We start from the raw sequence: 13,584 nt of genomic DNA, 5'->3' as shown, positions 1-13,584 counted from the left end.
GGGCTTATCGTCGACCGAATCAATGACAGCGAAGAAATTGTCGTCAAGCCTTTGAGCAGCCAGCTAAAAGACATCGCCGTCTATTCGGGAACCACCATCATGGGCGACGGCCAAGTCGCTCTGATCTTGGATGTCATGGGCCTCGCTCATTCGGCCAACGTCATCACAGATGTAGGACGAGCAACCAAGAACGAAATCCAAACTCACCAAGCATCCAAAATCGAAGATCATCGAACGCTTTTAGTGGCCGGCATCGGACCGACGAACCGTGTTGCGATCGATCTGGCTCAAATCACACGTCTTGAACAGATCAATCGCAATCAAATCGAAATCGCAGACGGACGAGAGGTCGTTCAGTACCGCGGGGAAATTTTGTCGCTCGTCCAATTGAGCGAGGTATTGGGCATGCCGAGTTCCCAAGACACGGACAACCATCTGATGGAAGTCGTGGTTTACACCGAAGCCAACCGCACTGTTGGGATTGTCGTCGATCGCATCATTGACATCGTCGATCAACCCATCGCGATTACCAAAGAAACCCGATCGAGTGGACGACTCCTCTCGGCGGTAGTCCAAGATCAAGTTACCGATTTAGTTGATCTACCCTCGATCCTAAGTCAGTGCTTGTAACCAACATCAAACAATTTGTTTTCCCGAAAGCTATTCACGATGGTCGAAACGACACGGCAATTTTGCACCTTCTTCTTGGACGATCACTTCTTTGGAGTGAACGCTCATCAAGTGCAAGAAGTCATTCGCTACCAAGAGATGACGCAGGTACCACTGACACCGGCATCCGTTGCCGGACTGATCAATCTGCGAGGTCAAATTGTAACGGCGCTCGACATGCGAGCTCGCCTCGGATACTCGAATCGAACAGAAGAGAAACTTCCAATGAATGTCGTGATTCGTTCCGACGATGGAGCGGTGAGTCTGCTAGTAGACCGAATCGGCGACGTCATTGACGTAAATACTGAGGACTATGAATCCTTGCCCGATACGCTGCAGGGGCCAGCCAGAGACTATGTCGAGGGGGCGTACAAGCTCGACAACCAATTGTTACTTGTTTTGAACACCACCGAGGTGGTTCAAGACGTTCATTCCAGCTGAACCTGACTTCCAAACCTGATCCTTCACCTTCCGCATTGCTGAATGCAAGCACTTGGAGCCCTTCGATGAATAAACTAAGAAACCTTTCGATGAATGCGAAGCTGACGACGCTTGCCGTCGTCTTCGCGGTTGGTTTTGTCTTGTTTGCCGCCACCACTTTTTCGACGCTGAACGCAGTCAAGATCGATGGACCGCATTACAACAAGATTGTTGCTGACAAGAATCTGATGGCAGACATCTTGCCGCCACCCGCGTTCATCATCGAATCCTCTTGGCTTACGAAGAAGCTTCGTGATGCGGACTCGCCGGGCGAAATTGAAGCGATCGCATCGGATTTCACTCGCCTGAAAAACGAATACAACGAATCACTCAGTCGGTGGACCGACTCGATCGATGACCCGCAACTCAAGCTAGCTTTCCTAGAACGCTCGCAGGACGCAGCGAAGAAGTTTTTCGACGTTGTCGAGACAGAACTCCTACCGGCGGCAAGACAACACAATCCGGAAATGGTTTCATTTTTGGTGAGAGGTGAACTGGAAAAGCATTTCTCGGATCACTTTGCTGCAATCCGCGATGTGGTGAAGCGAAACGCTGAAATTGAGGCAAATGACCAAGCCCTCGCAACCGCGACCACTCGTTCCCGCACCTTGTTTCTCAAGGCAGTCGGCGGACTTCTAATGATCTTCGTCGCTGGACTGACATTCTTGCTGCGACGTGATATCGCACGTCAAGAAAAAGAAAACAGCGACTATGCAAGCCAAATCGCAGCCGTCAGCAAGTCGGTTGGAATGGTCGAGTTTGAATTGGATGGCACCTTGATTCACGCCAATTCGATCATTCTCGATGACTTGGAATATTCGCTGAGCGAACTACAAGGCAAGAGTCATGAGTTGCTGATCGAGCCAACTCGGAACGAAAAAGAAAAGCACGCCAAACTGTGGGAGGAACTCCGAAGAGGCAACTTCCAAGTCGGAGAGTTCAAACGTATCACGAAGTCCGGCAAAGCCATCTGGTTCCAAGGAAGTTTCAACCCCGTCCTCGATGCCAGTGGCAAACCGTACAAGGTCGTTGCGTTCAAGACAAACTGCACAGAGGTCGTTCAAAACCGAGAAAAAGCAGCCGAGTTGAAGGTCCGCGAAGAAATTCTAAACATGACTTGCATCTGTTCAGAATCGGACCTGAAGGGGGACATCACGGCGATCAACGACAAGTTCGTCGAAGTCTCCAAGTACAGCCGCAGCGAATTGATAGGGCATCCACACAGCACGACACGCCATCCGGACATGCCCAAAGAGGTCTTCAAAGAACTCTGGTCGACTATTGGGAAAGGCCAGATTTTCCGCGGGAAGATCAAGAACCTAGCGAAGGACGGAACCCCATATTATGTCGACGCCTGCATCGCCCCTGTGATGGGCAGCAACGGCAAGCCCAGAAAGTACATTGGCGTTCGATACGACATCACGGAAGCCGAAATTGCTCGCCAGGATGCGGACGGACTCATGAACGCAATCGACCAGGCTTACGCGTTCATCGAGTTCGATCCCACCGGCAAAGTTACCAGTGCGAACGAGAACTTCCAGAGAGCATTGGGATACACCGAAGATGAATTGGTTGGACGACATCACCGGATGTTTGTCGATCCAACCTATGCCAACTCCGAAGAGTACACCAAATTCTGGAAGGACTTGGCTGCGGGTCACTCGCAAACCGACACCTTCAAACGACTAACGAAATCGGGAGATGAAATCTGGATCCAAGCGGTTTACGCTCCGGTCAGAGATGACATGGGTCGCGTCTATAAAGTCGTCAAACTAGCATTCGACGTTACTGAGGCAAAACAGGCTGAATTTCAGGTTATCGAGGATTCCAAGAAACAGGAGGCACAAGCTAGCGAACTTCGCGACGCAATGAATCTCATCGGCGAAAATGCGACGGCTCTGGCGGGTGCATCGGAAGAGCTTTCTGCGGTCAGCACTCAAATGAGTGGCAACGCAACGGAAACCTCCTCCCAAGCGAACGTGGTATCTGCCGCATCGGAACAAGTGAGTATGAACGTTGGAACAGTTTCAACTGGTGTGGAAGAAATGAACGCTGCGATTCGGGAGATTGCCAAGAATGCAGCGGACGCCGCGCAAGTTTCTCAGCAGGCCGTTTCGGTTGCCAACACCACCAATGGAACCATTGCCAAGCTTGGCGAAAGCAGCATCGAAATTGGCAAAGTGGTGAATGTCATCACCTCCATCGCCGAGCAAACCAACTTGTTGGCATTGAACGCGACGATCGAGGCAGCTCGTGCTGGCGAAGCTGGGAAGGGATTTGCCGTTGTCGCGAACGAAGTCAAGGAGTTGGCTAAGGAAACCGCGAAAGCAACAGAAGACATCAGTCTGAAAATTGACGCGATTCAGCATGACACAGACGGTGCCGTGACGGCGATTCGTGAGATCAGTGAAGTGATCGATCAGATCAATGACATCTCTTCCACTATCGCAAGTGCTGTTGAAGAACAAACTGCAACTGCCAATGAGATGGGACGTAATGTTGCGGAAGCTTCGCGTGGAGCCGGTGAAATCGCTCAAAACATCACGTCGGTCGCTTCGGCTGCCGAAAGCACCACCCAAGGTGCTTCGAACACCCAGCAAGCGGCAGCCGAAATGAGTCGCATGGCGGCTGAATTGCAAGAACTTGTGACTCGATTCACGCAGCAAAATCATGCTTCAACTAGCCATGGACAACGAAATGTTGTTGGGGCACCCGTCTCCGTCCCAATTCCAATGGGAGCGTTGCAAACGGTCTAGGCCAGTCACGCTTTTAGATTCGCTTGCGTTCAAAATGCCTACCCGTTGTTCTGAACGGGTAGGCGGGACACGGGCGAACAGATACTTCGAAGCACTTGCTTCCTTCAATTATTCCTTCGATTGAAACTTTATCATGCACGCCCTTGTTGTAGATGACTCTCGCACCATTCGTCGAATTATCGGCGACATGATGCGTACCCTCGGCTTCGAAGTTTCTGAGGCTGGCGACGGCGTGGAAGCGCTCGAGCGTCTCGCAGAAATCGAAACACCCGACATTCTGTTGGTGGATTGGAACATGCCTCGGATGAACGGCATTGACTTCATCCGAACCGTTCGAGCTGACATCAAGTACAGCGACGTCGCAATCATGATGGTAACGACCGAGACTGAGATGGAACGCATGGCAGAAGCCTTCGTCGCGGGTGCCAATGAGTACGTCATGAAGCCTTTCGACAAAGCAACCATTGCCGACAAGTTGCACATCCTCGGCGTGGGAGTTTGAATCGATGAACAAGATACGTGTCTTGGTTGTCGATGACTCAACAGTCATCAGGCGACTCCTCACCGATTCTCTGTCTTCGGATCCTCTGATTGAGGTTGTCGGAACTGCGGCACATGGGCGAATTGCTCTTGCCAAAATCCCGCAGCTCAATCCCGACGTGATCACATTGGACATGGAAATGCCTGAAATGGACGGGATCGAAACGCTTGTCGAAATTCGCAAGCTCTATCCGAAATTGCCCGTCGTCATGTTCAGTACCTTAACCGAACGTGGAGCAACGGCGACATTGGATGCATTGGCAAAGGGAGCCAACGATTATGTCACCAAGCCTGCCAACGTTGGCAGCGTCAGCGTAGCGATGCAAAGAGTTCGCGAGGAAATGATTCCTCGTCTTAAGTCGCTTTGTCCCTCGGCCGTTGCTGCGGGTACCGCAGCCCCTAAGCGGATCGTGCCTCGTGCATCAGCAAACGGGAAAAGAGCTCTTCGTCGTATCGATGCGGTTGTGATCGGTAGCTCGACCGGCGGTCCCAACGCTTTGCAGGAAATCATCCCGCGGCTACCGGCTGATTTTCCTGTCCCAATCTTGGCCGTCCAGCACATGCCTCCTATTTTTACGAGGCACTTGGCCGATCGATTGAACCACCTATCGCAACTGACAGTGACAGAGGCAAACCACGGTGATCCGGTCCATGCCGGAGGCGTCTGGATTGCGCCGGGTGACTTCCATATGAAGTTGGCACGAGTTGGAAACGAGGTACAGGTTCATTTGGACCAGGGAATCCCCGAAAACTCATGCCGTCCTGCTGTCGATGTCCTATTTCGCTCCGCTCACTCGCTCTACGGAGGGAACTTGTTGGCGGTTGTCTTGACTGGGATGGGCCAAGACGGAACACGCGGATGCGAACCAATCCAAGCGTCTGGTGGCCAGATCCTGATTCAAGACGAAGCGAGCTCCGTCGTCTGGGGAATGCCAGCCGCTGTTCACCGCGCCGGTCTGGAAACATCGATCCAACCGCTGTCTCACATTGCTTCTGAGATTGACAGATTGGCAACAAACAGCAATCGGACACGTCTCACGGGAGCACTCGCATGTCGCTAGCACCCTCACCAGCGATCGATTCGCGTAGCTTCGACTACCTTGCGGCACTCGTGCTGAAAGAATCGGCCATTGTCATCGAGAAGACAAAGACCTACTTGTTCGAGTCGCGTTTGATGCCGATTGCTCGCTCTCACAACTTGTCCGATCTCGATCAGTTGGTCGAAGCCCTCAAACGCCCCGGATCAACCGCCCTGGTCGATTCGGTAATCGACGCAATGACAACGAACGAGACAAGCTTCTTTCGCGATTTGCACCCCTTCAACGCTTTGCGGACGCATCTGATTCCAGAACTCATACAAAAACGTTCCAAAGAACGCGTTTTGAACGTTTGGTCGAACGCTTGCTCAAGTGGACAAGAGGTCTACTCCATTGCCATGTTGCTAAAAGAGAACTTTCCTGAACTCGCAGGATGGCGAGTACGCTTGACTGCGACGGATCTTTCCAAGCAGATTCTTGACAAGGCTCAATCGGGAATTTTCACGCAAACTGAAATCAATCGTGGACTTCCGATGCCCATGGTTCTGAAGTATTTCAAACGCAATGGTGTGACCTGGCAAATCAGCGATGAGATTCGAAAGATGGTTGACTTCCGGGTCCTGAACTTGGTTCAACCATGGCCACCTTCGCTTCCCAAAATGGACATCGTATTCCTAAGAAATGTCCTCATTTACTTTTCGGTCGATACGAAAAAAGAAATTCTTTGGAAAGTCCACAGGAACCTGCAGAAGGATGGCGTATTGTTGCTAGGCGGAGCCGAAACGACGATGAATCTCGACGTTCCTTTTGAACGCCGAGTGATTGACAAAACGACAGGCTATTTTCCGATTTAGCCAATGGCTATCGAAATCAGTCCCGAGACACCAATCCATCCAGCACTCGGAATCCCCCAATAAGAGCGAGGCAAAGATGATCTCCACCGAAGACATTCTGACTATCACCGAAAACGTGTTCACGACAATGATCGATAGTCCGGTCGAGTTGGACAATGACGAATCTGATCTCGCCGCGCACGCTCCAATCACCGGTTGCGTTCAAATTGCGGGGGAATGGTCAGGAGCAGTCTTAGTTCAGACCACCGGGGATTTTGCAACGCAAGCCGCCAGCAAGATGCTAATGCTGGATCAAGCGGAAGTTTGCATTGAGGACCGCCAAGACACGATGGCCGAAATCGCCAATATGATCGGCGGAAACATCAAGAGTCTAGTTCCTGGACCATCAACGCTGTCGCTGCCGACCGTCACGACGGGTGAAGATTTCGACATCCGGATTTTTGGAACCACAGTCGAAAACTCCGTCGCAATGACCGCGAATGGCCAACAATTAAAAGTAATTGTCTGTCGTGGTTGCGAATAAGCCTCGCCCCAACAGCAAGTCACAGAAACGCTCATATTGTCGCACCAAATTCCATTACACCCTCTAGCAATGTACGAGAAGAAAAAGTGAAAGTTCTAGTTGTTGATGATTCAGGCGTCATGCGAAAAATCATTGTACGTGCCCTGAATGCATGTGGAATCAAGGACACATTCGAGGCCCGTGACGGAGTCGACGGCTGGACGCAATTCCAAGCGACACCTTTTGACTTGGTTCTAACTGATTGGAACATGCCCGAAATGAGTGGCCTCGAATTCCTCAAAGAAATTCGCGGATCGGGCTCGACCGTCCCGGTAATCATGGTGACGACCGAGGGAGAAAAAGGGCGGGTAATCGAAGCTATTCAGGCCGGTGTTACGGACTATCTTTGCAAACCATTCGAACAAGAAGACTTGCAACGCAAACTGGACAAATACGTCGCCGTGTAGGTCGACCTCGTTTTCACCCCCCTTCTATTCTTCGCTAACCTCGTGTTCGATTTGAATTGCGTTGTTTAGTGAGTGAGGAACTCACGATGACTGAAATGGCCGGCCAAGACATTCTTGCAGAGGTACTTCAGCGCAATAGCTCGCTTTTCCAATCGCCTCGCGAAACGCAAGAAACGAAGGATCTCCCCGAAGGGATTCAAACGTGTGTCGAGGCAAGCACGGTACAAGTTTTCAAAACGATGTGCGGAATCGATCTGACTCGAAACGAGCGGATCGATGGTCGTTGCGACGCGTTCAATTTCGATGCTAGCGGCATCGTTACGATCACGGGTGCAACTCAAGCAACTGTGGCGGTTCGCTTTCCAAAACAATTAGCACTTGCTTGCACAAATGCTTTACTCGGAAAGACGTCGGATAGAATCGACGAAGAAGTTGTCGATGTAATCGGCGAAATCGCAAACATGGTTGTAGGCGGCGCAAAAGAAAGATTCGCAGCTCCGAACTTGACGCTCGGTTTGCCGCTTGTCGTCACTGGCAGCGGTCATCGCGTTTTGATGCCACCGCAGGTGAATATCTTGAGTTCACTTTTTTCCTCAGCGAGTGGTGATTGTATCGTGGAGATCGGAATCAAGCCCTCGGCAGATTCGCGAGAATAGAACCGGACACCGAGGCGTGCTACTTTCGGACCCCCTCCATTCTCACGCGTATCATTCAACTAATTCGAGCTGCATGCTTCGCAGGTCATGGATGAAGGCGAGTTTGTCTAGCACAATCGGAGGCAGTCGTTCTGGAAGTAGCGGTGCCAACCCGAGATCGAAATTGTATTCGCTCACCTCGAGCACAATTTGCAGCACCGAGTTCACCAATTCTCTATGGTTGGCGCTGGCAGATAAATCCAAATTGCGACCAGCTAATTCGTTGGAAGTCGTCGCGATCGCCATGATGTCCAAATAGACATTCACCGTCTCGGCAAAGTCTTCCCATGGATGCATTGTCGCGTAAGCACTAACGTGCCTGTCGGCCCAATTCGCCGGAGCTCCCACTGCGTAGTGCTTCTTCATTGCTTCTCCATAGTCCAGTGTATTTGGATCACCGAAGAGAGCATGGTATTTGGCGGGTGCAACACGACTGGCCCACGCCCAATCGATGTAGTGACCAACCTCGTGACGCATGTGACCGATCAACGTGCGTTGCGGTTCTCCCAGCTTCACTCGCAATCGTTCGCGGTGAACGCTGTCAGCTTCCGCCAAGTTGATCGTGATCAGACCATTCTGGTGCCCCGTGATTACCTTCTTCGGCTTGCCCTTCTTATCCACGGTGTTTTCCAAAAACTCAAACAACAGTGGATGAGTTACCTGTGTGTCCGCGATGTAGGGGGGGAGTCCCAAATCCTCCAACTGCAACAGCAGTCGCCGCTTCGCGGATTCCATTCTCGCCCACCGCTGAACACTCTGTGGTTTATCGAGTGGCGGAATCACATTGGTAAGCTGACACCACCGACAAAGGGTGTCGGGTTCTGCGTTGTAGGATTGGCAAACATCGTGTTCTTGATTGACGCACGAAAAGACCTCGGTCGTGCATTTGTCACACTGACTCGAGGTTTCCCCTTGGGAAAAACTCGTGAGTGAATTGCAAACATTGCATCGTCCAAGGGACGCGTCGCAAGAGAGACAGCGATGATTGTTGAAAAAGATGCGATTGTCGCAGCGACAAGTTCCAGTTTTCATTGACTGACTGACGGCGTGATGTGTGTGTGTGAAGAGGGCGTATTTTCGTGTTGAACATGCTTCTCTGCCGAGCCGGCAGTCGAAGCGGAAGCTTCTTGATCGGTGGTATGTTCTGGTTTCTCAGGCTCGGGAACTTCCGCACCGAGAATCATTGCCAGCGGACGTAGATCTTCATAACCTTCGCAGGCCATCCGAGCAGCAATCAAAATGGGGACGCTCAGAAAGACGCCCATGATTCCCCACATCCATCCCCAAACGACAATCGACAAAAACACCAGCACCGGGCTCATGCTCATCGAACGTCCCAAGATCGCCGGCGTGATGAATTGTCCCTCCAACGATGTGAGAGTCATGAATGCCAACGTCACGACAAACGCGTAGTAAGTGGGGTCAAAATTCAGCAACGCGACAAAGAAAATGATGAGCGCACCCGCGATTGCCCCAACGATCGGGATGAAGTTAAAAGCAAACGCCATGACTCCCCACATGATGGGCGACGGCATTCCCAACATCCACATCACGAGGGTGACACAAACACCGAGCCCCGCATTGATGGCCGAAACCTGAGCGAGATAGCTGCCCAAACCCTCTTGCACATTCTCAATCACTTCGACGAGTTTTCGACGGGAAGAAAAATTAGGCAACGAACGCATCACGCTACGTAACAGGTCATCCCCCGTAGCGAGCAGAAAGTACAACAGTGCGATGCAAATTGTCAAAAACGAAACCACATTCCCGGTACCGCTCAGGTATGACCAGCCACTTGTCCAGGTAGGCTGTTTGATCTCGACAGGTACAGGCTTCTCACTGGCGACCTCTCCCTCCGCGGCTTCTTCCGTGTCGGCGAGTTCTTCTGTCGCCTCATCAACATCCTTTAAACGGTCAGTGATGAACGACAGTTTTTCCTTGGCAACTGACAAATGCTGTGGAGCGGCACTGATCGTTTCTTTCGCGGGCTCGAGAACCAAGTACGTTCCTAAACCAAGTGTCAGCAAAATTCCGACGATGATCCCGATTGCTCCGACGGGCGAAGGAACACCGACCCGTTTGGCATGGCGAACGATAGGACGCAAGGTCAGATACAAAACAATGGCGGTTGCGATGGGAATCACCAGCGACCGAGCGTAATACAAGGCATACAGCACCAGCATGACCGCGCAAATTCGCGTGGAGATCAACCCAGCCCGATGATCGATGGAAGAGTCGACTTTTTTGTCTGTGTCAGGTGTATTCACCGAAGGTCTGCGTTTCTAAAGCGTTAGTTGCGAAAGTCTATCCGCCTGAAAGCAAAGGCCGTACCGCGACGGGTTGAAAAACAGGCAATCTGATGAATCAGCTACCAGGTCATCTCGAAATGGGACCTGGGGCCGGTGAAAACGCCCCGCAATCGCCCTGAGTGGTTAATCTTCGACCAGCAAACGCGACGTGTTCATTCGCAACAATTCGAAGAAGCTGAGAGAACGACAGTGAATCAAGCATTCCGATCGGTGACACGACGAGGCCGTTGTCGAAGTTTGATCTGCCCGTAAGCTTCGCGAACGAGTGATTCGCCGTGTTCTCGTTCGAGCCGTCGGATCGTGAAGTGAGCTCTGGCAATGTCTTGGTAGTGGTCGATGAAGTAGCTGTTGATCAACGCTCCGCCAACCGCACCAATGATTGGGATCGCTTGAGCCGCCACCTTTTCGCTGACCACGACGCCAAACCGCTTCCCTATCTGAGTTACCAAACGGACCAATGGCGGTGCGGCAGAATCCCGAATTCCATGCTGAACGATGTACTGAGACGCATCTTTGATCTGCTTTGCCATCGCGGCCCGCACCGCGAAATACCCGATTTCGGTCTCGTCATCGATATCGGACGATTGACCGGGGTCGAGCGCAAACACTTCCAAACATGCCAAACGCGACTCCAATTCGGACAAATCCTCGCCTTCGCTGCGAGCAATGTCAGCAACACTTCGCAGGATCAACACCGTCGAAACCGGTAATTCGGCAGCAACCGTCGCTCCTCCCAAAGCACCACCGGCGGCACCGCTGAGCCCCGCCAACAACTTGTGCGTCAGCAACTTTGGCTTGCCACGTGAAGCCCCATTGGCGGAATCCTTGTCGTCACCGAGCGTCCGCAATGCCACGTCCAGCGCAACGTGCAACGACTTCTCAATCGCCTGGTGGATCGCCGACTCGACGCTGTCCGGCAACATCTTCAACGATGCGGTCACCGGAGTCCCGATCATCTCGGTCAGCCGATCCGCGATGCCATGGTGTTCCAAAACCTTTTTGGCTTGACGCAGTTCTTCCAAGGTTTCTTCAGGAAGACTTCCGGTAATCAAGTTGTCGCTCAAGGTTAATTCCAGTTGATGGGAGAATGCGAACACTCTTGCTGGAGCGTTCTCAGAAGCTCGAGGCCCTCGCGAAATGACCATGAAGACCGTGACGTTTCCGAGCGAGGTTGCCGACACCACATCATTGAATGCGACGCACGGTCGGCACGCCAGTCGCCTTGTGTCGTCTTGCAAACCCCGCGCCCACTCAGCGTTGGCACGATGGTTGCTTCCATCCTGGTGCTGTCAACGTTTCGTGGTCTCGAAAACTGAATTGCAACTTTCGATCGACGCAACAGACCACGCGCGTAAAACCGACCACGATTGAACAAGACTCAATCGGCAGTCCCAAACAATGTCCGAGGAAAACCATGGCTAATACAACAACTGACCACGACACCATTCGCAACTGGGTTCACGAACGCGGCGGTGTTCCCGCGACAGTCGAATCGACCGCCGACTCCGACGAAGGCATCGGAATCTTGCGAATCGATTTTCCTCACGGAGGCCGCAACGACTCTCTGTCGACGATCAGTTGGGAAAACTTCTTCGACAAGTTTGAAGAATCCAACCTCGCGTTTCTGCACGAGGACAAGACCGCCGGTGGTGAGCTCAGCCGATTCTGCAAGTTCATTGATCGAGAAAAAGAGTAGCGTCGCCCGACTCACGCTCTCTCGACGTCACTCTACAGTTCACTTGCACGACCGGCATTCAACAACACACTTTCCATGGCTATTGCAATCGACGAATCAGCACTTGAAACTCCCGACGGACGCGAACTGCATTGTCGCCGTGCCGGACCATCCTCGGCCGAACTCGTGTTTGTCGTCGTGCACGGTTTGGGCGAACACTCCGGGTGCTATGACGACTTCGTCGATCGCATGTTGGCACTGGACCGCGGAGTGGTGATCTATGATCAACATGGTCACGGGCAAAGTCCCGGTGCCCGCGGCGACGCTCCCAGTTTCGACACGCTGGTCGATGACATCGCTGTCGCCCTCGAATTCGCGGCGAAGCAATTCCCGCGAGCCGAACTCGTGTTGTTGGGGCACAGTATGGGCGGAAACTTAGTGTTGAATCATCTTCTTGGTCGTGATCACGAATACGTGAAGCGAGCGATCGTGACCAATCCGATGATTCTGCCGCCCAATCCACCCACGCGTCCGCAAGCATTCGCGGCGTGGCTGACCGGCAAACTCATCCCGCACATTCGTTTGTCAGCATCGATTGAACCGACGCAATTGACACAGGACACCCAGGCACTTCGCGATCTCGCCGACGACGACTTGATACACGAGAAACTCTCGATTGGGATCGGCAGCCAATTGGTCAACCATGGCATTTGGTTGACCGACCACGCGAAAGAGCTGAACGTCAAGTTGCTGGTGCTGACCGGTGCGGAAGACGAACTTTGTGATTCGGAAACCACGGACGAGTTCGTCGAGAACGCGGGCCGATTGTGTCATCGCGTCTCGTTTGACGGTCTACGGCATTCGCTGTTGATCGAAGACGAACGCGACCATGTCTATGACGCGATCGAAAACTGGCTACTCGACACTGCCGCACTCAGCATCGAATAGATCGCAGTACTGAACTGAGCCTCCGTGCCGGAGAGATGGCCCAGCACAGGCAGACTTTGCAAAAACAGTTGCAAAGCCCACCTGTGTTTGGACAACGTGAACTATGAGTTCACTTCTTCTTTTTCTTCAACAGCTTCCAGATCGAGCGACCGCTTTCGCGATCCAGACGCACCAATTCGTGGCGTCGGATGTCGAAGCATGCGACCAAACCACGTGTGCGCTTGGCGTAGACAAAAGGCAAGCAAACCACGGTGACCTTGTATGGGGTCCCGGTGGCTGATGATAAAAAGCGAGCCCGCACGGGTTCGTCCGGTGGCAACGAGACGTCCGAGCAGTTCCAAAGAAAGGATGGGACTTCGAAAATCTCGCTTAGAACGGTGACGAAGTCACCCTTTTGGATGTCTTCGCCCGCGACTCGCGCAGCGACGTTAGTCGCCGACTGGGTTTCGGATGTGGTTCTCATTGTTTCGCATTGTGTGAACAGTTGTTTGGGACAAATCGTTCTTGTCAGGCATACGAGCGGAAATCACTCGCAACCTGATTTTGTTGCAAAACAGAATGGCAAAACTCGCATCGTTTCATCTTTCGCGAAAGGCACATCATTGGCGTCGGGAGATGGATCCGAACAGCATCGGATCCCTTGCCCCATGGA

At 52.4% G+C, this 13,584-nt stretch carries 15 protein-coding genes and 1 pseudogene; 11 read left to right on the top strand and 5 right to left on the bottom strand.

Annotated features, from left to right (window positions below; all coding sequences use genetic code 11):
- From RE6C_RS19735 to RE6C_RS33595, 9 genes are all read left to right on the top strand, one after another.
- A partial coding sequence (locus RE6C_RS19735; RefSeq protein ID WP_039962661.1) for a chemotaxis protein CheW occupies positions 1–630 on the top strand: 630 nt, incomplete at its 5' end.
- A gap of 39 nt (positions 631–669) precedes the next feature.
- Positions 670–1,110 (top strand): chemotaxis protein CheW, encoded by a 441-nt coding sequence (locus RE6C_RS19730; RefSeq protein WP_008659385.1) that lies wholly within the window; start codon positions 670–672, stop codon positions 1,108–1,110.
- Between the two features lie 65 nt (positions 1,111–1,175).
- The gene (locus tag RE6C_RS29565) at positions 1,176–3,905 is read left to right on the top strand and encodes a methyl-accepting chemotaxis protein (RefSeq protein ID WP_081605695.1); all 2,730 of its coding nucleotides are present in this window, start codon (positions 1,176–1,178) and stop codon (positions 3,903–3,905) included.
- Positions 3,906–4,038: 133 nt separating this feature from the next.
- A complete protein-coding gene (locus tag RE6C_RS19720) occupies positions 4,039–4,407 on the top strand; it encodes a response regulator (protein ID WP_008659383.1) in 369 nt (122 codons plus the stop codon).
- 4 nt (positions 4,408–4,411) lie between these two features.
- Positions 4,412–5,506 (top strand): protein-glutamate methylesterase/protein-glutamine glutaminase, encoded by a 1,095-nt coding sequence (locus RE6C_RS19715; protein ID WP_008659382.1) that lies wholly within the window; start codon positions 4,412–4,414, stop codon positions 5,504–5,506.
- The gene (locus tag RE6C_RS19710) at positions 5,497–6,336 is read left to right on the top strand and encodes a CheR family methyltransferase (RefSeq protein WP_008659381.1); all 840 of its coding nucleotides are present in this window, start codon (positions 5,497–5,499) and stop codon (positions 6,334–6,336) included. The genes RE6C_RS19715 and RE6C_RS19710 overlap by 10 nt, the downstream gene beginning before the upstream one ends.
- Before the next feature lie 76 nt (positions 6,337–6,412).
- Positions 6,413–6,859, top strand: coding sequence for a chemotaxis protein CheX (locus RE6C_RS19705; protein ID WP_008659380.1), 447 nt, complete (start codon positions 6,413–6,415; stop codon positions 6,857–6,859).
- Positions 6,860–6,945: 86 nt separating this feature from the next.
- Positions 6,946–7,305 carry a response regulator gene (locus tag RE6C_RS19700; RefSeq protein ID WP_008659379.1) on the top strand — a complete coding sequence of 120 codons (360 nt, stop codon included), beginning with the start codon at positions 6,946–6,948 and terminating at the stop codon, positions 7,303–7,305.
- An 86-nt stretch (positions 7,306–7,391) separates the two neighbouring features.
- On the top strand, positions 7,392–7,961 hold the full coding sequence (locus RE6C_RS33595) for a chemotaxis protein CheX (protein WP_039962657.1): 570 nt from the start codon (positions 7,392–7,394) through the stop codon (positions 7,959–7,961).
- Between the two features lie 51 nt (positions 7,962–8,012).
- On the opposite strand, the gene RE6C_RS19690 is transcribed toward RE6C_RS33595, so the two are convergent.
- From RE6C_RS19690 to RE6C_RS19680, 4 genes and pseudogenes are all read right to left on the bottom strand, one after another.
- Positions 8,013–8,783: a putative zinc-binding metallopeptidase gene (locus RE6C_RS19690; protein ID WP_039962674.1), complete on the bottom strand. Its 771-nt coding sequence runs from the start codon at positions 8,781–8,783 to the stop codon at positions 8,013–8,015.
- A 42-nt stretch (positions 8,784–8,825) separates the two neighbouring features.
- A pseudogene (locus RE6C_RS33590) lies at positions 8,826–9,032 on the bottom strand (zinc-ribbon domain-containing protein); the annotation flags it as partial.
- A complete protein-coding gene (locus RE6C_RS19685; protein WP_008659374.1) occupies positions 9,029–10,267 on the bottom strand; it encodes an AI-2E family transporter in 1,239 nt (412 codons plus the stop codon). The gene RE6C_RS19685 and the pseudogene RE6C_RS33590, both read right to left, overlap by 4 nt.
- A 236-nt stretch (positions 10,268–10,503) precedes the next feature.
- A complete protein-coding gene (locus RE6C_RS19680; protein ID WP_052035011.1) occupies positions 10,504–11,454 on the bottom strand; it encodes an EcsC family protein in 951 nt (316 codons plus the stop codon).
- Positions 11,455–11,723: 269 nt separating this feature from the next.
- Here RE6C_RS19680 and RE6C_RS19675 point away from each other — a divergent pair, with 269 nt between their 5' ends.
- Together RE6C_RS19675 and RE6C_RS19670 are read left to right on the top strand one after the other, a co-directional pair.
- Positions 11,724–12,005 (top strand): hypothetical protein, encoded by a 282-nt coding sequence (locus tag RE6C_RS19675; protein ID WP_039962671.1) that lies wholly within the window; start codon positions 11,724–11,726, stop codon positions 12,003–12,005.
- Positions 12,006–12,080: 75 nt separating this feature from the next.
- Entirely contained in the window at positions 12,081–12,932 is an 852-nt protein-coding gene (locus tag RE6C_RS19670; RefSeq protein WP_008659371.1) for an alpha/beta hydrolase, read from the top strand.
- A 109-nt stretch (positions 12,933–13,041) separates the two neighbouring features.
- Here the strand turns inward: RE6C_RS19670 and RE6C_RS19665 are convergent, their stop codons facing one another.
- Entirely contained in the window at positions 13,042–13,395 is a 354-nt protein-coding gene (locus RE6C_RS19665; RefSeq protein ID WP_008659369.1) for a hypothetical protein, read from the bottom strand.
- Between the last annotated feature and the right edge of the window lie 189 nt (positions 13,396–13,584).

It is taken from the genome of Rhodopirellula europaea 6C (assembly GCF_000338295.1).
Classification (GTDB): domain Bacteria; phylum Planctomycetota; class Planctomycetia; order Pirellulales; family Pirellulaceae; genus Rhodopirellula; species Rhodopirellula europaea.
The sequence above is the reverse complement of the archived record's forward strand: the minus strand, read 5'-3'. Positions and strand labels throughout refer to the sequence as shown.